The following is a 24,674-nucleotide window of genomic DNA, read 5'->3' as shown; positions in this document are numbered from 1 at the left end:
ATTCTGCTATATTATCGGTCATATCTATACCTGAGTTGACTTTTCAGGGGATGGAGCTTATGGCATCCACTTATTTGGTTTTTGAAATCTGGATAGTTATTACTCTTATATATTTAGTAATAAATGCAATTTTATCACATATAACTAGGTATTTGGAAGTTAAATTTAAAACACATAGAGTTTAAAGTTTTTTATTCGTAATATAGACTCCTAAAATCGTTAGTAGCCCACCTAGTATCATATAGCTAGTTAGTTGCTCATGTAAAATAATTATGCCAAAAAGTGTTCCAAAGACAGGTACTAGATATATAAATACTGAAGCTCGAGTTGCTCCTATTTCTTTAATTCCGTTATAAAACCATATAAAACCTAATATTGTTGCAAACACAGATAATACAATCAAAGATAATGCTACATTAAAATTAAAAACCAGACTTTTTGTAAAAAAGTCATTTATAGCAAAAGGTATTAGTAATGTAGTACCCCAGAATATGGAATATGCTGTTGATTCAATTGGAGAAAGTGTGTTAAGAGCCATTTTGCCAAAAATTGTGTAAGCAGACCAAGATAAAGCTGCAAATACTATTAGAATATCACCAATGTTAAGATTTAAAAAAGCTGTTTTGTCAATATGGCCGTTTGTGATAATAAATAGTAAACCAATGAATGATAATATCAAGCCAATATAATTTAAAACTTTTAATTTTTCTTTTAAAAAAAGATGCGTTATTAATGCAGTAATAGCAGGATTTATTGCAACGATAATTGAAGCTTTTGATGCATCTGTGAGGTCTAACCCTTTCAAAAAAAATATATTATAAAGAAATATTCCTGTGAATCCGCCTATGAAACACATAAGAAATTTTTTTTTATTGAAGCGTGTAATACTTCGATTGATAATTAAAACAAATATCATTGAACTAATTAAAAACCTAAAAAAAGCAACAGAAAAAATAGGAAGATATTTAACAGCTACTTTTCCAGCTGTAAATGATGCTCCCCAGAATATAGTTGATAAAATTAATTTTAAATAAATCATAAAAAATTCAAAATTTCCATGTGGTTATGAATTATTGGAGAATCTTCCAACTTGTTTTTATAAGCTACAAACATGACTTTTGCATTTTTTGCAGCATATAGATCATTCGTAGTATCTCCAATATAAAGAGCATTTTCTGGTTTTATTTGGAAGAAATCTAAGATTTTGTAAATACCTTCTGGATTAGGTTTTGGATTTTTTACGTCAAAGGAAGTAATTTTGATTTTAAAATATTTATTAAGTCCAAAATGATCTAATAAATAATGAAGTGATTGGCCCCTGTTTGTAAAAATTGCTAAATTATAACCGTTGTTATATAGTATATTTAAAGTTTCTTTTAATTTTTTTTCTGGTTTCATTAAATTTAAAAATTGCTTAAAATTCATATTTTTTGCAAATTCTAATATTTTTTCTATAAGCATCTCATTATCTGTTAACATTCTGATGATTTCTTCATTTGTTTTCATTAAAGCTTTTTTCACTTCTTCATGATTATCTCTTTGAATTTTTGGAAGGTTAAATTTTTCACAAATAAAGTCATAATATGCTAAAACAGCTTCCTCACTATCGAAAAGTACACCATCACAATCGTAAATTATAGTGTTTATTTTATTTTTATTCAACGAAACCCTCCAGTAACTTTAAGAATTCATTTTCAGTTTTAATTTGGTAAATTTTTTTTCTAAAATCAGATGAATTTTTATATCCTTTTAAAAACCATATGGAATATTTTCTGACTATATCAAGATAGTTTTTTCTAAATGCCTTTTCGTATTGTAAAAGTTCAATAATAAGCTGTTTTTTATCTTCTAAACTCAAAAAATTATATACATCTTTATCTTTCTTAATTGCAGAAAATATCCATGGTGCTTTCATCATTGCTCTGCCAATCATCACAGCATCTACACCTGTATCAAGCATCTTATAAAAACTAATACGGTCGTAAATATTACCATTGCCTATCAATAAAATATTTTTTTTAAGATTTACAATCTCATTTAATGCCATTAAGTTAGTTTCTCCACTAAACATTTGAGATTTTGTTCTTGCGTGAAAAGTGAGAATATCAACACCTTCACCTTCACAAATCTTTAAGATTTCCTTGTAAACATAAGACTTCTCATCCCAACCAAGTCTTGTTTTGACAGAAATTGGTTTATCAGTGGCTTTTCTCATATTTTTGACAATTTCTCTCAACTGTTTTAAGTCTTTCAAAAGATATGATCCCGCATAGGATTTTAACACTTTTTTTACAGGACAACCTGCATTAAGATCGTAACCATCTGGATTTGATACCTCTTCGCATACTTTTATAGCATTATAAAATGATGTAGGTTCATAGCCAAATAGCTGCAAAAAAACTGGATGATCATTTTCTGTAATTTCAATATAATTTAAAGTTTTTTTAACTTTTCTTTTTATACCTTCTACTGAAACCATTTCTGTAAATATAATACCATCAAAGAATTTTCTTAATATCCTTCTAAATGGTAAAGTAGTAATACCTGCAAGGGGAGCTGCAACCATTTTATTTTTTTTTATTTTATCTAAAATTAGATTTTTAGTTAGTGATATATGGCATAACATCGTATGCGGTTTCTTTTACTCCCATAAACTTTCTTTTATTAAAAAATTTGTAGGCTGTATAAGCAATCATGTCTCCATTGTCAGTACAGAGTCTTTTTGATGGGAAAAATAGCTTTATTCCTTTTGTGCTATAATAAGTTGATAGCTTATTTCTCAAATAACTGTTTGCAGAAACTCCACCTGAAATTAATATTTTCTTTATTTTAGATTTATAAATAATTTTATCTAATTTGTTTATAAAATTATTAAATATTGCAAACTGAAAAGAAGCTGCTATATCTTCTAACAAATATTCCTTTTTCTCCAAAACATTTAATACTGCAGTTTTTAGTCCACTAAAGGAAAAGTTAGTACTATTTTTTAATGCAACAGGAAATTTTATTTTATACTCATCTCCTTTTAGTGCTAGCTTTTCAATTTCAGGACCTCCGGGATAAGGCAAATTCATCATTTTAGCTACTTTGTCATAACATTCACCAACGGCATCATCAACAGTATGAGATAAAAGATAGAAATTATATGCTTTATCAACTTTATATATATGGGTATGCCCGCCAGAAATTATGAATGACAAATAAGGAGGTTTTAGTGTGGGATTTTCTATTTCACATGATAAAGTATGTGCAGCAAGGTGGTTAACCGGTACTAAAGGTTTTTTAAGACCATATGCAAGTCCTTTTGCAAAAGCTACTCCTACAAAAAGCGAACCAATAAGTCCTGGAGTATTGGTTACTCCTATTAAATCAATATCTTTTTTATCGATTTTTGTATCATTCAACAGTGTTAAGAATATATCTTCTAATTTTAATAGATGATTTCTTGAAGCAATTTCTGGTACAACACCACCAAATTTTTTATGCAAATTTATTTGTGACGAGATAATACTCCCTTTGATTCCTTTTTTAGAATCATAAATTGCCATAGAAGTTTCATCACAAGATGTCTCAATTCCTAATACAAGCATAACTAATTTATCACCTCTTCTATTCTTGAAATTGTAATTCCTTTTTGCCGTAATTGTGGTAGTTCTTCTTCTAAGACTTGAATAGTATTTTCTTTTAAGTGACCAATAATTATTATTGTATTGTATTTTTCAAAAAGGGATAATGATTCGTATAATTTTTTACGGATATAATTTCTATTGTCTAGATTGTCGATAAACTTTCTATTTATACCACATTTAAGTTTTAAAGATTTACATACTTCATATGCGACTGTTTTAGTGCTAGTATGACTATCAATAAAAGTATCTGTATATTTTTTTAGTATACTTAGCACCTGTTGCATTTTTTCTTTATTTTCTGTTAATGCTGAGCCCATATGATTGTTTACTCCGTCGATGATTCCAAGATTATCTATATCTTTTTTTATGATAATTTCAATCAAAGACTTTGGTGTATTAAGGTAAATTGCTCCTTTACCTGGATCAGTGTTTGGATAGGTTTTAGGTTGCATTGGAAGATGTAAAAAGACAGTTTTGTTATACTGTCTTGCAATTTTTGCTGTTTCTCTTGAGTGTTTTAAAAAAGGGATAATAGACATCGTTATAGGATAGGGTAGAGATGCAAGTTTTTTAGCTAACTTAATATTATTACCACAATCATCAATTATTATTACTAATCTTTTATTAACATGATCATTTTTATTAGAATATATTTTTTTGTTTTTGTTATTATCTAATTTTATAATTTTTGATATTTTAATAACAATTTCAATTAATTCGTTTTTAGCGTATAATTCATTTTCATCAAAATATTTTATCTTAAAATTTTCTTTCTTAAGCAAATTCCCAAGGTTATAAAAAACTGTATCTATTTTATTTTCATTAAGACTTAAATAATATTTTAAAAGAATTTTATTGTTTTTTTTGATAAATTCATGTTTGACAAAATCCTTGTCAATTTCTAGATCAAAAAATATTGCTTTAATATCTTTTTCTACTTGTTTTGCATAATTGAACCTTGTTTTTTCAACTGTTAAATCCCTTTTAAGGTTATTTACCTTAATGTTTATTACAGCAAGAATAATAAGAAGTACCATTACAAAAAAAATTCCACCAACGATAACCGCTGGTGGAATAAGTTGTTTTTTCTTTTTCTTAGTCTTTTTACTAATTTTCCTCTTTGTTGCCATATTTTATCAAACCTTTCATAATGTCCATCGCAAATCTAAGTTGTAGATCATTATTTAAGTTATCTTCTAATTGATTCTCTGTAATATTAGTAGTATTATCTTCTAACTTATCATTGGTCAAATGATTTTCTAAATCTTTTTCTTTTATAATAGGGTGGTTATTTTCTATTACGATTTTTCCTTCTGGAATCACTATATCGGGCTTTATTCCTACATTTTGAATAGAATTGCCATTTGGTGTATAATATCTAGCTGTAGTAATTTTTACTGCGGAACCGTCATTTAAAGGAATAATTGTTTGAACACTTGCTTTACCAAAGGAAGTTTTTCCAATTATAATTGCTCTACCGTAGTCTTGCATTGCACCTGAAAAAATTTCTGATGCCGAAGCAGAACCTTCATTAATAAGAACAACCAAAGGTATTTTGAGGTTTCTGTATGAAAGAAGCCTGGATTTATAATGTCTTTCTTTACCATTACGATCTTTGGTAAAAACAACAGTTTTACCTGCAGGGATAAAAATACTTGATACATTAATTGCTTCATTTAACAATCCACCAGGATTATTCCTTAAATCAAATATTAAACCTTTGATTTTTTCTTTTTCTAGTTCTGAGAGAGCGTTGATTACTTCTTTAGAAGCGTTATTTTTAAAACTAGTAAGTTTAATATAACCAATATCACCATATTTTTTATATTTTACTGCCTTGATTTTTATTATAGCTCTAGTAATTGTTACATCAAAAGGTTTATCAACCCCTTTTCTAAAAATTGTAATTGTAACTTTCGTGCCTGGTTTTCCTCTTAGTTTTTTAACAGCTTCTTCTAATGTTATATTAGCTGTGGATTTACCATTAATTTTTATTATTTTATCTCCAGCTTTAATTCCTGCTTTAAATGCTGGAGTATCTTCTAATGGAGCAATAACTGTTAAGATATTATTTTTAATACCTATTGTTATTCCTAATCCTCCAAACTCACCTTTTGTTTCAATCTGAAACTCTTTAAACATATCCTTATTAAAATAGTTGGAATGAGGATCAAGTTCTTGTAGCATACCCTTAATGGCACCATTTATGAGTTTTTCTGTGTCAACTTTTTCTACATAATTTTCTTGTATTATAGACATTACGTTAGTAAATTTTTCTAAAAGCTCATATTTACTATATTTGGCTGCGTATACATTATTTATTTTAAAGGTTATAATTGTAAATGTAGCTATTAGTAATAATGATATAACTATAGATAGGTAGATTAACCTCTTTTTATTCATTTAAAGACCTCCTTTTCAACCATTTTAAAGGATCTACTGCTTTACTCTCTTTTCGTATTTCAAAATAAAGATAAGCTGATTTGTTATTTAAATCAACATCAATTATACCTATTTTATCTCCTTTTTTAACTTTTTGGTTTTTTTTCACCAAAACTTCATCGATATTTGCATACAAAGTATAAAAAAATTTATCATGATTTATAATTACAATATTTCCTAAACCTCTTACCCAGTCGGTATATTTAACTTCACCGTCAAAAATAGTATAAACATAGCCGTCACCGGTAATTTGTATTTTTATCCCTTTGTTGTATATTTTTCCTTTAAAACCTTTTATTTTTTTTGGACCAAAGAATTCAACCACATTCCCTTCTACTGGCCAGGGAAGGTTGCCTTTATTCTTAAAAAATAGACTATTAACAATCTTTTTTTCACCTTTTTTTACAAGCTGATTATCAAGACTTTTAAATCTCTTTTCCAACTCATTTTCTTTAGATTTTAATATTGCTAAATATTGTTTTATACTGTTTTCATCTTCATTCAATATGGCAATTAGTTGTTTTTGTTGCAGTTTTTCATCTTCTAACTTATTAATTATGGAAACTTTTAATCTTTTTATAGCATTTATATCTTCCAGCTTGTTTTTAATTTTTTTATGTAGTATTTTAAGCTTTTTTTGAATAAGTTGATACTCTTTAATCAAATCATAAACTTTAAGGTTTATATTTTCTAAAAGTTCAAAATTATTTTTAACTTCATAATATTTTTTCGTAAATAATAGTAATTTTAAACGTAAGTATTTTTGGTTGTCTATAATATAGATATTAAATTTTCTGATTCTTTTTTTAAGAAAATTATTTTTAGTTTTCAATTTTTTTATTTTATATTCTATTTCTTGTTTTTCTTTTATTATTTTTTGCATTTTGGAATTAATTTTTCTTAATATATTTTTTTGCCTATTAATTGATTTTTCTAGAGATTTTAATTTTTTTTCAATTGATTTTTTACTTCTAAGGATTGTATCCAATTTTTCTGTTTCATTCTTTATTTCTTTTTTTACCTTATTAAGGTATTTTACAATACTATCGTATTCTTCAATGATTTCAGCAGAAAATACATTAAACGCTACAAAAATTAAAAAGATTACCCTAATTATCATGTATGGAACCAGCACTTTTTAAAAAACTTGATGCGCTAAAATAACTAAAACCAATAATCAAAATTAAGAAAACTATAAGATAAGTAAAGACTATTTTAGTATCTGGTAATATAAGAAATTTGAATTCTAAAATAGAGAGTATAGCTTTAACACCGATATTGTATATTATATATGTTAGAAACGCTGCAAATATAAAAGATATTATATTTTCAATAACTGATGCAATGATTATTGGAATTAGTATAAAAGATTTTGTAGCACCAACAAGACTAAGTATTTTTATTTCTGTCTTAAATTTGTACATATTCAATTTAATCATATTATGAGTTATAGATGCTATTGATAATGAAATAAATATTAATAGAATCAGAAAGAAAAAATTTAATGAATATTTTATTTTCATGAAATTTAATATCCATGTTTCACCGATTGATGTTTTTTCAACTCCATTGAATTGTTCAATTTGTTCTTTTAACCTGTTTATATAGTTTAAATCTCTAAAACTTTCTTTTATTTTAACTTCGATAAAACTTGGAAACAACTCAGTAGGTAACAGTTTTAAATATTCATCAATGTATTCATTTTTTATCAAAAAATTATAGGCATCTTGGCTGGAAAAGTATTTTATATTTTTGATCCCTTCTAGTTTTTTTATAGAATTTTTAAGATTATTAATAGTATCCTTATCATCAGTTTTTAGATAAATTCTTATTGCCTCAACTGATGTGAGCTTATCAAAAAAGCTGTTTGTTGAATATATTAATATTCCAATTGTATTTAATAAAAGTAAAATTGTAATTATAGATATATTACTATTTAAATTATTCGTTAAATTCTTTTTAAAAAATTTTATACCTTTTAAAAATAAAAATAGCATTTTTTTCATTTTGATAAGTCGCTTACAAGCTTTCCATTCTCTAATTTTATAACTCTTGCAGGATATTTATTAATCATATATTCATCATGAGTTGCCACTAAAACAGTTGAGCCATTTTTAGCAATATCTTGTAGTAGTTTAATTGTTGTTTCAGCCCTTTCCGGATCTAAATTGCCAGTAGGTTCATCTGCTAAAATTATTAATGGTTCATTAATTAAAGCCCTTGCAATAGCTACTCTCTGTTTTTCTCCTCCAGAAAGTTTTTTAACAACAGTATTTCTCCTTTTAAATATATCAAGTTTGTGCAGTAATGGTATTATTTTATTTTCCATATGAGCTTTATCTAAATAAAATATTTCAAGGGCAATTTTAATATTTTCATATACAGTATAATCTTCAAGCAATTTAAAATCTTGAAAGATGACCCCTATATTTCTCCTTAAATATGGGATACTATTTTTTGTGATATAGCTAACATTTTTTTTTCCCACAAGTACTATGCCTGATGTAGGATATAAGTCAGCATAAATAAGTCGTAACAAAGTGGATTTTCCGGCGCCACTTTTCCCTGTAATATAAACAAATTCACCACGATCAATTTTAAAAGATACATTATTAAGTGCTTTTTTATCTCCTATAAAACTTACCGAAACATTGTGAAAATCAATCATCCTTAGTTAATTGCCCCAGTTTTATTTGATTTTCAATTTCTTGATGAAGTTTTAAAGTAGTTTTAAAGTCATAAAAAGGTTCACTTTTTTTAAAAATAACCATCCCATTAGAGAATACACAAATGTTGATTTTGTTGTTATAAACTTCAGTCTGAACATGATAAGTTTTATTTTTATATTTTACTATTGAATTAAATGATCTATTCATTCTTTCTTTTTTACCATTATTTTTTTTGGATTATGATAAATAACAGGTTTATCTTTCTCTAAGTTGGTTATTTTATCAATAAATACTTTATAACTATTATTTCTCTTTTTTATTTCTTCTGCTATTTTTTTATTAAAAATAATGGAATTTTTTATTACTTTTATATTTGTTAAATTTAAAACAAAAAAATACATTATGACAACAAACAAAACTATTAATCCAAGTTTTCTAAGAGTATTAAAAAAAACACTCTCACTTATCTGTGTAACTTTATCAGGTGGTTCTATTAGTCCATAATTTATAAGTTGAAAAATTACTTTTAAAACAAAATAATCCCCAAGTGAAGTTTTTTTTATAATATCATTAATGGTATTGTTTCCATTAACTAAGTTGTACACTGTATATGCATCATTATTTAATAGTATCTTTGAACCTTGTTTTATGACAGGATCACGCTGTTTTGCATCATTTGATAGTATAATATAATCTTTGTTTCCTTCTTTTTTCTTGTAAATAAGATTTAAATCGTTTATTTTCTTTCTAAAAAGTTTCAACTCATCAATATTTTTTAGTGCATCAAGAATAATCATATCAAGTTTTATAGGTTCTATTTCTTCAGAGTTAAAATCAATGCTTGCATTTATAAATTCATAATTACCAGTTTCTAGGCTCAAAATTTTTTCAAGTTTGTTAATAATGAAACTTTTAAAAATTTCCTTTAATTTTTTTTTATCTAAAATTTTTTCTTCGATAAGTAATTTTCCAAATCTTAACGGATATTTTTTTTGTTTATCTAACAGTTCTTTTAATTTATCGTTAGTTATAATTTTTTTGGTTACTAAATAGTTTCCTATTTTCAAATCATCATTCTCTGACTTAATTTTTACATCTACTAACCTACCTTCATAAAAGTATATTTCACCCAAAAAGCCTTCATTATTAGAAATTTTCAAAATTCCAGATTTCTGGTTTTGCGATATGATTTGTAAAACATCTATAAGGCTGAATTCCTTAATATTACCTTTTAAACCCATTTTAATTCCTCAAAATATTAATTAAATATAATAATAAAAAGATTGTTATAAAAAATAAATATACTGGATAAAAAACATATTGGTAACATACGGATGTATCGGAAGCGATTAATTCATATTTAAAAGTTATGATATAGAGATTAATTGCAAAAACTATTATTAAAATTATCGAATAAATTAATTTTTCTTGCAATAGCTTTCCGCATCCAGGTAAGATGATACTTAATAAAAATTGTAATCTTTTTGTTTTAATTTCATTATTTTCAATCAATGACCTGTGTTTCATTAATTCAACTGCGTCTGCAACCGTTTCATGACTTAGATAATTTCTACATTTTTCACAAATATTATTATGCATGTGACCATCATCACATTTAATGCAATATACTTTTCCACATTTATCACATTTAAAAAGATGTAACTTAGACAATAATGTGTTTAATATTGATGCAAGAACAAATATAATTATAGTGACTATAAAAAGTTTTTTGTTGAAAGTTATCATGTAATCATTCTTATTATCCTTTATTTCAAAGTATGGTAAATAAACAGGTTGTTGATTTATCAATTGATATTGATTAAAAATTCTATAGTGCCATTTATATTTTTGCAATTTTAATAAAATATTTTCATAGGTTTCAAACTTAAAATTCTTAGCATAATAAACAGCAAGATTATACAGCACATTTGGATCAGTTGCCAGATTATATTTGTTGATTAATGAAATAGCTTTTTCTACTTTATTACTTTTAAGCAGTAGAATAATATAATTTACTAAATCTTGTTTATTGTTATAATCAAAATTTATCGTATTGAAATCTATTTCTGCATAGTCTGATTTTATAAGAAAGATTTTTTTTTCAACATCGTTTGAAAAGTTTTTGTTAATAGAAATAGGTTTTGCTGCAAAATTATATATATATTTTTGATCGCTTTTACTTTCAAATCCTATTAAGGAAAGAATAGTAAGTAATAACATGAAACAACCTAAGATGATTTTAACTTTTGGTTTTTCAAAGCTTATTAATAAAATCACAAAAAATAATGAGATTTGAAAAAAATAACTGGGTAAAGTAACAATTAAGCCTAAATAAAAAGTTATAAAGACAATTATATTAAATAAACCATAAATACCTTTATTTTCTAGATGGTTATGCAAGAATAGTGGCCAATTTTTAATTAAAATATATAAAACTAATAATATCGAAATAAAGAAAGATACGTAATAGACAAAAGTGACTAAAACAAAATTGTTAATATATTCTAAAAACATGAAAAAATCTACTTTTTGCTGCAAGATTTTTGTAATTAAGTTTTTTTCTTGAGGATAGAATTCTCCTATAACATTCACAACATCTGCTGATAGGTTTTTTTTATTTTTTAATGCTAAATCTAGTAAGGTATATGCCAATAGTTTATCATAAATACCTTTTTCTTTAATAAAAACAGTTTTTAAATAATCTAAATTTTCTTTTGAAAAATTTGTTCTGAGAGTCATTATCGCTGTTGTTAATTCATTACTATAATTGATATCTCTAGCTAATGAAATATGTTGAAATACTATAAATAAAATAACAATCAATAAAATTATCTTTTTCATAAGATAATTTTATTTTAAAAAAATAGAAATTTCAACAAAATGTTACAAAACTTAAAATCATTTATTTAAATTGATTGAATTTTTTCTTTACTTGTTATAGAAATCTGGACACATTTCTGATATAAAATATTAAATTTGAAAAATGGAGGAAATGTTGGAAAATACAATAAGATCTATTATTAAAAATTCATTAGATAAAATGGGTGTAACTGATTTTGATGATTTTATAATCGAAGTGCCTAAAAGGTCTGATAATGGTGATTTTGCAACTAATGTAGCGTTAAAGTTAGCGAAGATTATAAGCAAAAATCCTAGGGAAATTGCTGAAAATATTGTAAGTTTTATTGAAGAAAATGATTTTATTGAAAAAGTAGAAATTGCAGGCCCAGGTTTTATTAATTTTTTTATAAATAAAAAATTCTATGAAGAGATAGTAAAAAATATATTAGAAAATGATAAGTATTTTTTTCTTGATTTTGGTAAAAGCAAGAAAGTTCTTTTGGAATTTGTAAGTGCTAATCCAACAGGTCCTTTGCATATAGGGCATGGTAGAGGTGCTGCTTATGGAGATACTCTAGCAAGACTGTTGAAAGTTGCTGGTTTTGATGTAGATACGGAGTATTATATAAATGATGCCGGCAATCAGATGAAAATGCTTGGAGATAGTATTTACGAAAGATATAAACAACTTGTGAAAAAGAAATTAGAAGAATTAAAAGATGGTTATAAAGGTGAGTATATAATTGATATTGCTAAAAAAGTATTAAATAATTATGGTGACTTATTGATAAATGATCCTGAAAAGGGATTTGATGTATGCTTTAGAGTAGGTTTAAATGAGATAATGGATAGTATTAAAAATGATTTAGAACAATTTAGAATCATTTTTGATAGATGGTTTAGTGAAAAATCACTATTTACTGAAGGAAAGGTGGATAAGGCATTAGAAATATTACAGAAAAACGGTTATTTGTATGAAAAAGATGGGGCTCTTTGGTTTAAATCTACAAAATTTGGAGATGAAAAAGATAGAGTAGTAAAAAAAGCTGACGGTTCGTATACATATTTTGCTTCAGATATTGCTTATCATTTAGATAAATTAAATAGAGGTTATGATATATTAATTGATGTATGGGGTTCAGATCATCATGGTTATGTTAGTAGGATAAAAGGTGCTTTGAAAGCTCTCGGCGATAATGATGATAAACTAACAGTAGTATTGATACAGATGGTCAACCTTATAAAGGAAGGGAAAAGAATATCAATGTCTACAAGAGCTGGCGAATTTATTTCATTAAAATGGTTGTTAGATGAAGTAGGTGTTGATGCAGCAAGATATTTTTACTTAATGAGAGATCACAATGCTCAGTTTGATTTTGATATTGATTTGGCAAAATCAAAATCTTCTGACAATCCAGTGTATTATGTTCAATATGCACATGCTAGGGTTAACAGTCTTTTCGAAAATGCTAAATTAAAGAATATCACATTTATTCAAGGTGAAAATCTTGATCTACTTTCTGAACGTCAAGAAAAAGAGTTAATTAAAAAAATGTATGAATTTAAAAAAATAATAAAAGCTGCTGCGGCTCATTTTGAACCACATAGAATAACATACTATCTTCAAGATTTAGCTGCTCTTTTTCATAATTATTATTATAATACAAAAATTATTACTGACGATTATTATGTAACAAATGCTAGGTTAAACCTCTCTAAAGCGGTTGCTATAACAATAAAATTTGGATTAAGTATTCTTGGAGTAAATGCTCCGGAGAAAATGTGATGAAAGATTTTGAGAAAATAAAAGAAAAGAAGAACAAAGATGATTTTAAGGGAGTTCTTTTCATAGGGTTAATATTTGTTATTGCAGTTGGAATAATAGTTTTCATTATAATTCAACTAACCAATCAATATATAGAACTAAAAGAAAAGCTTACTGAAGAAAATAGAACATATGAAGACACATTGACTAACCCTAAAGAATCAGAAAAGAAAATTATTATTTCGTCAAAAAATAATTCTGTAATTGATGTAGAACAAATTGAAAATAATGTGAAAAATACACTTAGTCTTAAAGAAGAACTATCTGAAGATAATAAGAATAAAACGATAGTAGGTAAAAGTATTAACCATACTTTAAAAACAAATAATTCAACAAAGATTATAGGAGATTCTAAGAAAACAGTAAAGGAAAATAAAGTCAAGACAGAGCAATCTTTAAAAACAGCAAAAACAAAAAACAAAAAACATGTATCTATTAAAATAAAACATAATAAACAAGTAAATAATGATAAAATAGTAAGAAAATCTAACTTAAACAATAAGACATATGTTGTACAATTAATGGCATTTAAAAACAAAAAAGTTGCAGAAAATAAACTTGTGAAAATCCGAAAAATTTTACCGGATGCTTTTGTTATGAAAATTGATTTGGGGAGTAAAGGAGTATGGTATAGAATTAGATGTTGTTATTCGGAAAACTATGAAACTGCAAAGACAAAGGTCGAAAAAATAAAAAAGCAGTTGAAGGTTAATCCAATAATAGTAAAAACAAATCAATGAAAAAAACTATCTTATTCTTTTTATTTATTTTATTTAACACTATAATTCTCAATGCAAAAATTGTTTTAGTCAATAATGAAAAACCACAAAAAATCGTTGGTGTTCAAATTTTTAATATGCAAAAAAGTTACAAAAATAATTTAGATTATTATTTTTCATTATTAAAAAAAGCTGGGGTAAATACTGTTTTTATTCGAGTTTTTCAAAACGATGGTGATAGATATCATTATGGTATAAAAACATCTTGTAAACACGGACTATATTTTAAATCTGATAAAGCATGTACAGTTTATGATATTTTACCAGAATTTATTAGGTATGGTAAAAAATATGGGATAAAAATATATGCATGGATAGGAACAAGGAAACTTTCCTTTTTAGTAGAAAAGTATGGCAAAAATAAGACTTTTTACTTATCTAATAACAGAAAAAGAGAAGGATACGGTGTAGATCTCTTTTCTTCTGTTATTTTTAAAGAATTAATTTCAATTTTTAGAGAATTAGCAAGATATAATATAGATGGTATTTTACTGCAGGATGATTATATATTGAGGATAGATGAGTCAGCTAGTTTTGATGCTTTAACAAAATATTTAATAGATCATGATAAAAATTTATCACCAAACTATACCTTTGATTCTCTTCCAATAGATTTTTTTACTTGGAAAAAAGATTATTTAGCAGATTTGTTAAATAGAATAAAATGGGAAGTTAAAAAAATAAATCCAAAAATTAAATTTGCTGTAAATATTTACTATGAAACATTGTTAGATAAAAATAAAGGAATTAAATGGTATGGGCAGTGTATTGACACTTATAACAAATTAGGATTTAAATATTTTGCATCAATGCTTTATAGTGAACAAATTAAGAAAGAAATGAAATTTGATAATAATAATTATTTAATAATGTTAGATAATATTTTATCGGTATGGTCAAATAAAATATATCCATCTTACCGTTTAATTGCTAAGCTTCAAATAAGAGATTTTAAAAAAAAGGTAAAAATAGATAAAACTTTTTATGAAAAAACATGTAGATTAATTAATAAATATAATGTAAGCTATATCCTTGTTCCATTTGAAGATTTGGCTGACTTAGATTATATTTGTAAATAGATTTTTATTTAAATTGTTAATATGTAGAGGTGTTATATGAAAGTTGGTGTTATTGGAGGAGGAATTTCTGGTATTTCTGTATCGTTCTGGTTAGAATTTTTTGCAAAAGAGAATAATAAGAGTATTGAAATTTATCTTTTTGAAAAAAGTTCCAAACTTGGTGGTACTATTGACACTTTTAAGCAAAACGGTTTTGCTATAGAGTCCGGTCCAAATGGGTTTTTAGATAGCAAACCATCAACAGTTATGCTTTTTGAAAAAGCTGGCTTAAAACAAAACTTATTGCCAAGTAACGAAAAAGCAAAAAAACGATTTATAATGAGAAATGGAAAGCTTCATAAACTACCAGAAAAACCTGGAGATTTTTTATCTTCACAGTTATTAACCTTTAAAGGAAAATTGAGAGTTATTGGTGAACTATTTGTTCCTCAGAAAAAAAATATTTATGATGAAACTATTGCAGAATTTGCTAAAAGGAGATTAGGAAAAGAGGCACTTGATTATCTCATTTCGCCAATGGTTTCTGGAGTATTTGCAGGAGATCCTGAAAAATTAAGTCTTAAATCCTGTTTTCCTGTTATTTATGAATTGGAAAAAGAGTATGGGGGACTTTTTAAAGCATTGTTCAAAAAGAAAGGGAAAAAAAGTGGTCCAGCTGGCCCAGGAGGGAACCTTACTTCTTATAAAGGTGGACTTATAAACGGAGTAAACGATCTTGCTACTAAATTGAAAAATACCAAAATATTGTTTAATAATTCTGTTGATAAAATTATAAAAGAAAATAATATGTTTGTTGTGTTTGCAAATGGTAATAAATATGTTTTTGACAATATTATCATAACTTCTCCTGCATATATTTCTGCTAATTTTTTAGAGTATTTGAATAAAGATTTAGCCAGTGAATTATCAAAAATTCATTATGCTCCAGCCTTTGTCATCGGTTTTGGATTTAGATTTGATGATGTGTTAGATCCTCTTGATGGTTTTGGATATTTAATTCCTTTAAGTGAAAAGAAAAAGATTTTAGGTGCATTATTTACATCTTCTATTTTTCCAGAAAGAGCACCTGCAAATCATAAGCTTATTAGAGTCATTATGGGTGGGGATAAAAACAGTTGGATTTTAAATCATACACCAGATGAGTTGAAAGAAATAGCATTTGAGGAAATAAAAGATATTCTTGGTATAAAAAATCGTCCGTTGATATATAAATATTTTTTATGGGAAAAGGCAATTCCTCAATATTATAAAGGTCACAGTGAAATTGTAAGTAAAGTTAGTATGATATGCAAAGATATACAAGGTATTTATATAGGTGGAAACCTACTTTATGGTATAGGAATAAACGACTGTACAAAAAGAAGTTATGAAATTGCTAAAGAGATTTTCTCATAAAAAATCTCTTAGGGTATAACTTTTTAGGTCGTTAACAAACTTGATTTTTATATTATTTAAAATATTACTTATACTGCAATTTTCGATCTTATTACAGTAAGTTGGATTATCAAGACATTCATTAATAAATATTTCTCCATCCACAGCAGTAATTATATCATACAATGTAATTTCATCAGGTTTCTTTTTTAATCTAAAACCACCTTTTTTCCCTTTACCTGATACTAATAATCCTTTTTTTGCTAAAACTTGCAATATTTTTCCCAAGAAACTATCAGGAACTTCACAAAATTTAGAAAGTTCACTACGCATAAATACCTTACCATTTTCAGCTTTTGCAAAAAAAACCATAACTCTGAGTGCATAGTCAGTTGCTCTTGTAATTTTCATATAATCTCCTTTTAAGATAAAAATACTCTTAAAGTATTTTTTTGTCAATTTTTATTTGACTTGATTTTTTAACCTCTTTAATACAATATAAACAAAAAACAATAGATGGAGGTTTGATGTGAAAAACTATCTGATGATGTTGCTTTTATTAATAATATTTAATTCAACGGTTTCTTGTGTTGCTCCAGTTGTTATTGCTGCAGGAGCAGGTGCAGGTGCTACATACAGTTTGACTGCAGATTCTGTTTCAGATAATTTTGCAGTATCTAAAGAAAGAGCTGTAGAGATATTTTCCCAAATAATTAAACGTGAGAAGGGTAAACTAATACTTGTTTCCATATCAGAAGGAAAAATCAATGCTGAGATAAACAACATAAAAATATATTTTAGAGCAAAACCTTTAACCCCTAACGCTACGAAAGTAATCATAAAAGCAAGAAAAGGTTACAATTTATTACCTGATAAAGAAACTGCTATTAATCTTTTTAAAAAATTTGTTAAGGTTATAAATGGTTAGAAACGCTGTAATGAAGGATGCAAAAGTTATACAGCAATTAGTTAACAGTTATGCAAAAAATGGGGAAATGCTTCCTCTTAGCATAAATGAAATATATGAAAATATTTTAAAGTATTTCGTTTATGAAGAAAATGGTAAAATCTTTGGTTGTTGCGCCCTTTTTCCATCATGGGAAGACTTAGCAGAAATTCGGTCTTTAGCAGTATTGCAAGATAAACATAAGAGAGGAATAGGTAAAATTTTGGTTGAACAATGTATAAATAGAGCTAAAGAATTAGGTGTTTCTAAGGTATTTGCTCTTACTTATAAGGTTGATTTTTTTAGGAAACTAGGATTCAAAATTATAAACAAAGAAAAATTGCCAAAAAAAATCTGGTCTGACTGCTTGAAGTGCTCAAAATTTCCAGATTGTGATGAAATTGCTGTAATTAAGGAGATTTAGATGAACTATTTTGAATTAATTAAATTGATAGATCATGAATATGATAAAATTAATATATATATAGAAGATATTGTAAGTTTTAAGATAACTGTAAAGATGGGGGAAATTGAAGATTTAAAAACAGTTAAAAGTCGAGAACATTATATAAGAGTTTTACACAACGGTAAACTTTGTACCTATAAAATTTCAGGAATGGATTTAAAAGTTATTAAAGAAAGTTTCTCCAAAATTAAAAACTTATTTGATTATTTAAACTTTGATCAATATATTGATTTTCCGAAAATTGATAAATTTAATAAAAAGTTATTTATTAGGGATGAAGTTTTTGAAAAATTAGATCATAATAAACATTTGACAACTGCATTAGAAATAGAAGCAAATGCTTTAAATTTTAGCAATTATATTAAAAATGTTAGACATACAACTTTTTCTTCAACACTGGAAAAAATATGTCTAATAAATTCTGAGGGGGATGTTGTTTCACAAGAATCTACTTATTTTTCAGGTTCTACATATGTAGTGGCAGATAATGGGAAAGATTCTCAAAGTGGTTATGATTTTTCGGTTACAAGATATTATGATGATTTTGATTACAATCTTGTTGGAGTTAGGGCTGCAAAATCAGCAGTAAGACTTTTAAATGCTAAAAAGTTAAATAGTGGTAAATATTATTTGGTGTTTGAAAACACAGTTATGGCAGAATTCCTTGAATTGATATCAGATTTGGTAAACGCGGAACATATTATCAAAAACAAAAGTTTTTTAAAGGAAAAAATAGGAGAAAAAGTAGCTAGTAATGTTCTTTCAATTTATGATGATACAAAGTTGGAAAGAGGTGTTGGAAGTTATTATTTTGATGATGAGGGGGTTGTTGGCAATAAAACTTTTGTAATTGTAAATGGCGAATTAAAAAGTTATTTACACAATAGTTATACTTCTAAGAAATTAAATACCAAAAATACAGGTAACGCATCATTGAGTAATAGTGGAAAAATAGAAATTTCTTCTTCAAATTTTATTTTAAAAGAAGGTGAAAAAGATTTGCAATCAGAAATCACAAAATATAATGATGTACTTTTAATAACTGATGTGATGGGTATGCATATGGCGGATCCTATAAGTGGAGAATTTTCTGTTGGTATAAATGGTATTTATTATAAAAACGGCGAAGCTATAACTCCATTTAAGGAAATGGTGTTAACTGCAAATCTTAAAGATTTACTTGAAAACTGTGCTATCATTTTTAATGATATTAGAGATTTTGGTGGAATAATTACTCCATCTGTAATGTTTGATAAATTTTCTGTTAGTGGTAGTTAATTATTTTAGAATATGTGTTTATGAGGTCAATATGATTATTGAAGAGTTGATAGAAATACTAGAAAAAATTGATGAAAATATTAATTCTTTTAGAAAAATAGTTAATAAAGAAGAGTTAGAATCTAAAATAGCAGAAATTGATAGGAAATCGATGGAAGATCCAGAATTTTGGAGTAAAAAAGAATCAAAGCAACTTCTTAAAGAACAGTCTGTATTAAAAAAGTTTTTATCCGAATGGGAAGAGCTGACAATATTGAGGGATGATATTGATGTTTTAATTGAGCTATATAAAGAAGGTTCTGAAGAAGTTGAGCAGGAACTACTAGATAACATTGAAACTTTAAAAAAGAAAGTCATAGATTTTGAATTGAAATTAATATTAAGCGGTGAGCACGATATAAACAATGCTATTGTCACTATTCATGCTGGTGCAGGTGGTACAGAGGCTTGTGATTGGGTATCTATGCTTTTTAGAATGTATACTCGATGGATTGAAAGAAAAAAGTTTAAATATGAAATATTGGATATGTTACCTGGTGATGAAGCGGGAATTAAATCTATCACTTTTAATGTAATAGGTGAATATAGTTATGGTTATCTAAAAGGTGAATCTGGAGTTCACAGACTTGTTAGAATTTCTCCCTTTGATTCTAATAATAGGAGACATACATCTTTTGCATCTGTATTTGTTTTACCAGAAATTGATGAAAATATTGAAATTGAAATTAATGAATCAGATTTAAAAATAGAGACATTTAGAGCTAGTGGAGCGGGCGGGCAGCATGTAAATACAACAGATTCAGCTGTAAGAATTACTCATCTCCCAACAGGGATTGTAGTTACTTGTCAGAATGAAAGAAGTCAACACAAAAACAAAGCCCATGCAATGAAGATTTTAAAAGCTAGACTTTACGAATATGAAATGGAAAAAAGGAATAAAGAGAAGGAAAAACTAGAAAGCAGTAAAACAGAAATAGGGTGGGGTAATCAAATAAGGTCTTATGTGATGCATCCTTATAAAATGGTAAAAGATTTAAGAACAAGGTATGAAACAGGTAATGTGGATGCAGTAATGGATGGGGATATAGATGATTTTATCCGTGAATATCTTCTTATGGAGGCAGGTATAACAAAAGATGTTGACAAAAATTAAAACCTTGAGACCTACCTACGCTTATATTGATCTATCGAACTATAAACATAATATCGAGATAGCTAAAAAATTGTCTAACTCAAAAATTATAGCTATTGTAAAGGCTGATGCTTATGGTCATGGTGCTATAAAAATAGCAGAGTTTGCATACAAACAGTGTGATATAACGCATTTTGGTGTCGCTACAATAGAAGAAGGAATAAGCTTAAGGAGAAAGTTAAAAGATGCTCATATAATTGTACTAGGTTATGTCGATGAAAAATATTATGATGAAATACTGGCTAATAATCTTATACTTACAATCTATGATTATAATTTGGCCTCAAGTTTCAATAGATATCTAATCTCAAAAAATTGTATTCACCCTGCTGCATTGAAAATTGATACAGGGATGAATAGACTTGGATTTGATACAAGTATTAGTTATTTTGAATTATCAAGTACTTTTTCAAATATCAAATTTGTTTTGTGCATGACACACTTATCTTCTTCTGATACTGATAGAAAATATACAGAATTACAAATTAAAACATTTAAAAACTTTTTAAGGAGAGAAAACTTAAACATCCCTTCTTCTGTGTTTAACTCATCAGCGATATGTTTTTATAAAAATGATTTTGACTATACAAGGCCTGGTATTATGACTTATGGTTATGTATACCCTGAAAATAGTTTTAGCCTAAAACCTGTAATGAAAATATTTTCAAAAATTGTTCATGTAAAAGAGTTGAAGAAAGGTGATAAAGTTAGCTATAATCAAATGTTTATAGCTGATAAAAAAATGAAAATTGGTGTTGTACCTATTGGTTATGCTGATGGTTATTTTAGAAGCTTAAGTAATAAAGGTTTTATGTATGTCAATGGAAAGCGTTGCAATGTAGTAGGGCGTGTATGTATGGATATGACAATGATAGATATATCTCATCTTAGCGACAATGAGATACTGGAAGAAGTAGAAATATTGGGTGAAAATGTTGGGGCTAATATATTGGCAGAACTATGTAATACAATTAGTTATGAAATATTATGTGCAATTTCAGATAGAATTCCAAGGGTTTACAGTGATGATTATTAATTTTTTTGAAATTGTTGGATCTCCTGTTTTAAAACTTATATTAGGATCTGGTAGGTTATTTTTAATATTTATTGATACAGTTCGATGGATGTTTGTTCCACCATATAGGATTAAGCTCTTATTTAAACAAATGGAATTTATAGGGGTAAGTTCACTGTCTGTAATTATACTTACAGGAACATTTACAGGGATGGTTTTTTCTTTTCAAAGTTATATAGGTTTTCATAAATTTGGAGCAGAATATATGGTTGGAACTGTAGTAGGAATAGGAATGGCAAGAGAATTGGGACCTGTTTTAAGTTCAATTATGGTCGCAGCAAGGGCTGGTTCCGCTATTGCTGCAGAAATAGGTACAATGAGAGTGTCCGAGCAAATTGATGCTTTATATGCTTTAGCGGTAGAACCTGTTCAATACCTTATCGTTCCAAGAGTTTTAGCTGGTGTAATTGTTATGCCAATTTTAAATGTTATAGCTGTTTTTTGTGGTATAGTGGGTGGTTACTTTGTTGGAGTTGAAATTCTTGGGATAAATAAAACTCTTTTTTTAGAAACCATGTACAAATATGTAGAATTTGAAGATTTGTACAATGGGATTATAAAAGCAACTGTTTTTGGGTTGATTTTGACGCTAGTGGGTTGTTATAAAGGTTTTTATACTACAGGTGGGGCAGAAGGAGTAGGAAAGTCAACAACAGAATCAGTAGTAATGTCCTGTGTCTTGATACTAGTATTTGATTATATTTTAACAGCAATAATGTTTTAGAGGATTGTATGGAAATTGCAATTGAGATAATAGATTTGCATAAAAGTTTTGGGAGACACAAAGTACACAAAGGTATAGATTTAAATATTATAAAGAACGCTATTACTTGTATAATCGGTCCTTCTGGTACAGGCAAAAGTGTTTTACTAAAACAAATGATGGGACTTATTAAACCTGATAGTGGTAAAGTAATTGTTTGTGGGGAGGATTTGTCTACACTTAGTAAAAAAAAGTTATTAGATATAAGGAAAAAATTTGGTATGCTTTTTCAAAATGCAGCATTGTTTGACTCAATGAACGTATATGAAAATGTAGCTTTTCCATTAAGAGAACACACAAACCTAAAAGAAAAAGAAATAAAAGAAATAGTTTTAGAGAAATTGGCTCTAGTGGGGTTGAAAGACGTTGAATATAAAATGCCTTCTGAGTTATCAGGTGGTATGAGAAAAAGGGTAGGGCTTGCAAGAGCTATTGCCCTTGAGCCTGAAATAATTCTTTATGACGAACCTACTACAGGACTTGACCCTATAATGACTGATGTCGTAGATACTTTGATTTATGATACGCAGAAAAAGTTAAACGTAACTTCTGTGGTGATCTCACATGATATAGACTCTACTTTTAAAATTGCTGATTATATTGCTATGATTTATGATGGAAAAATAGTAATGTATGGCACACCAGAAGATTTTAAATCATCAGATAACCCTTATGTTGTGCAATTCTTGAGTGGATCTAAAGATGGACCTATAAAAATAGGATAAATGGGGGATTAAATGCGTTATTCGTTAGAGGCAAAAGTCGGTGTTTTTGTTGTGTTAGGACTTTTATTGCTCGGTTATATGACCACAAAAGTGGGTGATATAAATTGGGGTAAAAAAAACGGGTATGAAGTGATCGTATATATAAATGATGCAAATGGACTTGTGAAGGACGCTATAGTAAAATACCGTGGTGTTGAAGTTGGAAAAGTAAAAAATATAGAACTAGTGGGAGATAAAGTAGAAGTTAAAGTGATAATTAATAATAGATATAAAATTCCTGATAACGTAATTGCAACTATAAGATCAGCTGGATTTCTTGGGGAAAAATATCTAGAGCTTATCACTAAAAACGAGAAAAATACAGGTTATCTTGTTGCTGGCAGTCAAATTGATAAATACAAAGGGACTGTTGATCTTGACCAACTTCAAAATAAACTTGCAGACATTGCTGACGATATAAAAGCTATTACTGAGTCTTTGAGAGAAGTACTAGCATCAGATAATGGTAAAACAAACATGAAACTTACTTTGGAAAATATACGCTACTCTACAGAGTATATCAGAGTTATGCTTGAAGAAAATCAGAAACGTATTAATCAGATTGTAAAGAATGTTGAAACTATTACTTCATCATTAAAAGAAATAACATTAAGTAATCAGCAAAATGTTAATGATTTGATTGCTAATCTAAAGGAAGTATCTGAAACCTTAAAAACTCAAACTCCTCTAATTGCTACTAAAATTAATAATATAACTACTAACATAGATGAACTTATAGGAAATTCAAAGGGTGATTTACGCAAAACAATTTCTAACATGAAGGTTGTTACTACAAAATTGGAAAAAACAGTGGATAACCTTAATGCAATTACTGATAAAATAAATAACGGACAAGGTACGATTGGAACACTTATAAATGATAATGAGACAGCTCAAGATGTGAAAAAAACAATTAAAGGTTTAAAAAAACTTGTTACCGCTTATGATAGATTTAAGTTTTATTTATCTTTTAGTGGTGAAAAAATGTGGGATACAGGAGAAACAAAGGGGTATTTACATCTAAAGATTCAACCACGCAAAAACAAATATTATCTTTTGGGTGTAGCCACAAGTACTGGTGGAAAACCATACACCGTGGTAACAGACTATAGTTTTACAGGTGATATTCCATACTATGTTGATGGTAATACAGGTGCTACTAGTAGTAGTTATTCTGTTACTGAAACAAGGAGAGAAAAAAACTCTCTTACTTTTATAGCGCAGTATGTTCAAAGGTTCTATGATCAACTTGACTTAAGAATAGGTCTTATGGAATCTGAGTTTGGAGTAGGTGCTGACTATTTTCCTTTAAAAAATGAGAAATTACAACTTAGTTTTGATGCATATGATTTCTCAGATGATTCCGAAGACAGAAAACCTCATTTAAAAACAAAGCTACAGTATAATTTTACTAAAAATCTTTTCTTAAATATTGGTTATGATGATTTCTTAAATGATGAAACAAGAAGTGCATTTTTTGGTGGTGGAATTATTTTTCTTGATGAAGATTTAAAGTATCTTTTTGGGAAAGTACCGTTACCATCTAATTGAG

At 27.2% G+C, this 24,674-nt stretch carries 25 protein-coding genes and 1 pseudogene; 13 read left to right on the top strand and 13 right to left on the bottom strand.

Features of this window, described 5'->3' with window-relative positions; genetic code table 11:
• Positions 1 to 185 (top strand): annotated as a pseudogene (locus OWK30_RS09730) (amino acid ABC transporter permease); the annotation flags it as partial.
• Here the strand turns inward: OWK30_RS09730 and OWK30_RS09725 are convergent.
• The 12 genes from OWK30_RS09725 to OWK30_RS09670 are packed head-to-tail and all read right to left on the bottom strand — an operon-like array spanning position 182 to position 11,581.
• Positions 182 to 1,039, bottom strand: coding sequence for a DMT family transporter (locus tag OWK30_RS09725; protein WP_423325999.1), 858 nt, complete (start codon positions 1,037 to 1,039; stop codon positions 182 to 184). The pseudogene OWK30_RS09730 and the gene OWK30_RS09725 sit on opposite strands and share 4 nt — an antisense overlap.
• Complete coding sequence (locus OWK30_RS09720; RefSeq protein ID WP_423325997.1) at positions 1,036 to 1,662, bottom strand: HAD family hydrolase; 627 nt, start codon at positions 1,660 to 1,662, stop codon at positions 1,036 to 1,038. Before OWK30_RS09720 ends, OWK30_RS09725 begins: the two co-directional genes overlap by 4 nt.
• Positions 1,655 to 2,566 carry a tRNA dihydrouridine synthase gene (locus OWK30_RS09715; protein ID WP_423325995.1) on the bottom strand — a complete coding sequence of 304 codons (912 nt, stop codon included), beginning with the start codon at positions 2,564 to 2,566 and terminating at the stop codon, positions 1,655 to 1,657. The genes OWK30_RS09720 and OWK30_RS09715 overlap by 8 nt, the downstream gene beginning before the upstream one ends.
• Positions 2,567 to 2,600: 34 nt before the next feature.
• Positions 2,601 to 3,590, bottom strand: coding sequence for a tRNA (adenosine(37)-N6)-threonylcarbamoyltransferase complex transferase subunit TsaD (gene tsaD, locus OWK30_RS09710; RefSeq protein ID WP_423325993.1), 990 nt, complete (start codon positions 3,588 to 3,590; stop codon positions 2,601 to 2,603).
• Positions 3,591 to 3,592: 2 nt separating this feature from the next.
• A complete protein-coding gene (locus OWK30_RS09705; protein ID WP_423325991.1) occupies positions 3,593 to 4,759 on the bottom strand; it encodes a divergent polysaccharide deacetylase family protein in 1,167 nt (388 codons plus the stop codon).
• Positions 4,737 to 6,032 carry a S41 family peptidase gene (locus tag OWK30_RS09700; RefSeq protein WP_423325989.1) on the bottom strand — a complete coding sequence of 432 codons (1,296 nt, stop codon included), beginning with the start codon at positions 6,030 to 6,032 and terminating at the stop codon, positions 4,737 to 4,739. Before OWK30_RS09700 ends, OWK30_RS09705 begins: the two co-directional genes overlap by 23 nt.
• On the bottom strand, positions 6,025 to 7,191 hold the full coding sequence (locus OWK30_RS09695; protein WP_423325987.1) for a murein hydrolase activator EnvC family protein: 1,167 nt from the start codon (positions 7,189 to 7,191) through the stop codon (positions 6,025 to 6,027). Before OWK30_RS09695 ends, OWK30_RS09700 begins: the two co-directional genes overlap by 8 nt.
• Positions 7,181 to 8,077, bottom strand: a complete 897-nt coding sequence (locus tag OWK30_RS09690) for a cell division protein FtsX (RefSeq protein ID WP_423325985.1) — start codon at positions 8,075 to 8,077, stop codon at positions 7,181 to 7,183. The genes OWK30_RS09695 and OWK30_RS09690 overlap by 11 nt, the downstream gene beginning before the upstream one ends.
• On the bottom strand, positions 8,074 to 8,739 hold the full coding sequence (locus OWK30_RS09685) for a cell division ATP-binding protein FtsE (protein WP_423325983.1): 666 nt from the start codon (positions 8,737 to 8,739) through the stop codon (positions 8,074 to 8,076). Before OWK30_RS09685 ends, OWK30_RS09690 begins: the two co-directional genes overlap by 4 nt.
• Positions 8,732 to 8,947, bottom strand: coding sequence for a hypothetical protein (locus tag OWK30_RS09680; RefSeq protein ID WP_423325981.1), 216 nt, complete (start codon positions 8,945 to 8,947; stop codon positions 8,732 to 8,734). The genes OWK30_RS09685 and OWK30_RS09680 overlap by 8 nt, the downstream gene beginning before the upstream one ends.
• On the bottom strand, positions 8,944 to 9,981 hold the full coding sequence (locus OWK30_RS09675) for a DUF4388 domain-containing protein (RefSeq protein WP_423325979.1): 1,038 nt from the start codon (positions 9,979 to 9,981) through the stop codon (positions 8,944 to 8,946). The genes OWK30_RS09680 and OWK30_RS09675 overlap by 4 nt, the downstream gene beginning before the upstream one ends.
• Before the next feature lies 1 nt (position 9,982).
• Positions 9,983 to 11,581 (bottom strand): hypothetical protein, encoded by a 1,599-nt coding sequence (locus OWK30_RS09670; protein WP_423325977.1) that lies wholly within the window; start codon positions 11,579 to 11,581, stop codon positions 9,983 to 9,985.
• 151 nt (positions 11,582 to 11,732) lie between these two features.
• Here OWK30_RS09670 and argS point away from each other — a divergent pair, with 151 nt between their 5' ends.
• From argS to hemG, 4 genes are read left to right on the top strand one after another with little or no spacing between them, the layout of a single operon-like run.
• Entirely contained in the window at positions 11,733 to 13,367 is a 1,635-nt protein-coding gene (gene argS, locus OWK30_RS09665; protein ID WP_423326001.1) for an arginine--tRNA ligase, read from the top strand.
• Positions 13,367 to 14,146 (top strand): SPOR domain-containing protein, encoded by a 780-nt coding sequence (locus OWK30_RS09660; RefSeq protein WP_423325974.1) that lies wholly within the window; start codon positions 13,367 to 13,369, stop codon positions 14,144 to 14,146. The genes argS and OWK30_RS09660 overlap by 1 nt, the downstream gene beginning before the upstream one ends.
• On the top strand, positions 14,143 to 15,264 hold the full coding sequence (locus OWK30_RS09655) for a poly-beta-1,6-N-acetyl-D-glucosamine N-deacetylase PgaB (RefSeq protein ID WP_423325972.1): 1,122 nt from the start codon (positions 14,143 to 14,145) through the stop codon (positions 15,262 to 15,264). The genes OWK30_RS09660 and OWK30_RS09655 overlap by 4 nt, the downstream gene beginning before the upstream one ends.
• A 36-nt stretch (positions 15,265 to 15,300) precedes the next feature.
• Positions 15,301 to 16,659, top strand: a complete 1,359-nt coding sequence (gene hemG / locus OWK30_RS09650; protein ID WP_423325970.1) for a protoporphyrinogen oxidase — start codon at positions 15,301 to 15,303, stop codon at positions 16,657 to 16,659.
• On the opposite strand, the gene OWK30_RS09645 is transcribed toward hemG, so the two are convergent.
• The gene (locus OWK30_RS09645; RefSeq protein WP_423325968.1) at positions 16,654 to 17,049 is read right to left on the bottom strand and encodes an RrF2 family transcriptional regulator; all 396 of its coding nucleotides are present in this window, start codon (positions 17,047 to 17,049) and stop codon (positions 16,654 to 16,656) included. The two genes, hemG and OWK30_RS09645, sit on opposite strands and share 6 nt — an antisense overlap.
• Before the next feature lie 118 nt (positions 17,050 to 17,167).
• On the opposite strand from OWK30_RS09645, the gene OWK30_RS09640 reads away from it, so the two are divergent.
• The 8 genes from OWK30_RS09640 to OWK30_RS09605 are packed head-to-tail and all read left to right on the top strand — an operon-like array spanning position 17,168 to position 24,673.
• Complete coding sequence (locus OWK30_RS09640) at positions 17,168 to 17,566, top strand: hypothetical protein (RefSeq protein ID WP_423325966.1); 399 nt, start codon at positions 17,168 to 17,170, stop codon at positions 17,564 to 17,566.
• A complete protein-coding gene (locus tag OWK30_RS09635) occupies positions 17,559 to 18,008 on the top strand; it encodes an N-acetyltransferase (RefSeq protein WP_423325964.1) in 450 nt (149 codons plus the stop codon). The genes OWK30_RS09640 and OWK30_RS09635 overlap by 8 nt, the downstream gene beginning before the upstream one ends.
• Positions 18,009 to 19,328, top strand: a complete 1,320-nt coding sequence (locus OWK30_RS09630; RefSeq protein WP_423325962.1) for a TldD/PmbA family protein — start codon at positions 18,009 to 18,011, stop codon at positions 19,326 to 19,328.
• A 31-nt stretch (positions 19,329 to 19,359) separates the two neighbouring features.
• Positions 19,360 to 20,481, top strand: a complete 1,122-nt coding sequence (gene prfB / locus OWK30_RS09625) for a peptide chain release factor 2 (protein ID WP_423325960.1) — start codon at positions 19,360 to 19,362, stop codon at positions 20,479 to 20,481.
• Entirely contained in the window at positions 20,465 to 21,556 is a 1,092-nt protein-coding gene (gene alr / locus OWK30_RS09620) for an alanine racemase (protein WP_423325958.1), read from the top strand. Before prfB ends, alr begins: the two co-directional genes overlap by 17 nt.
• Positions 21,546 to 22,319: an MlaE family ABC transporter permease gene (locus OWK30_RS09615; RefSeq protein ID WP_423325956.1), complete on the top strand. Its 774-nt coding sequence runs from the start codon at positions 21,546 to 21,548 to the stop codon at positions 22,317 to 22,319. Before alr ends, OWK30_RS09615 begins: the two co-directional genes overlap by 11 nt.
• Before the next feature lie 8 nt (positions 22,320 to 22,327).
• The gene (locus tag OWK30_RS09610) at positions 22,328 to 23,083 is read left to right on the top strand and encodes an ABC transporter ATP-binding protein (RefSeq protein ID WP_423325954.1); all 756 of its coding nucleotides are present in this window, start codon (positions 22,328 to 22,330) and stop codon (positions 23,081 to 23,083) included.
• Positions 23,084 to 23,095: 12 nt separating this feature from the next.
• Positions 23,096 to 24,673 (top strand): MlaD family protein, encoded by a 1,578-nt coding sequence (locus OWK30_RS09605; protein ID WP_423325952.1) that lies wholly within the window; start codon positions 23,096 to 23,098, stop codon positions 24,671 to 24,673.
• The last annotated feature ends 1 nt before the right edge of the window (position 24,674 follow it).

This window comes from Deferribacter abyssi (assembly GCF_049472655.1).
In the GTDB taxonomy this organism is placed as follows: Bacteria; Chrysiogenota; Deferribacteres; order Deferribacterales; family Deferribacteraceae; genus Deferribacter; species Deferribacter abyssi.
Note: the sequence above shows the minus strand (reverse complement) of the source record. Positions and strands in the feature narration are given on the sequence as shown.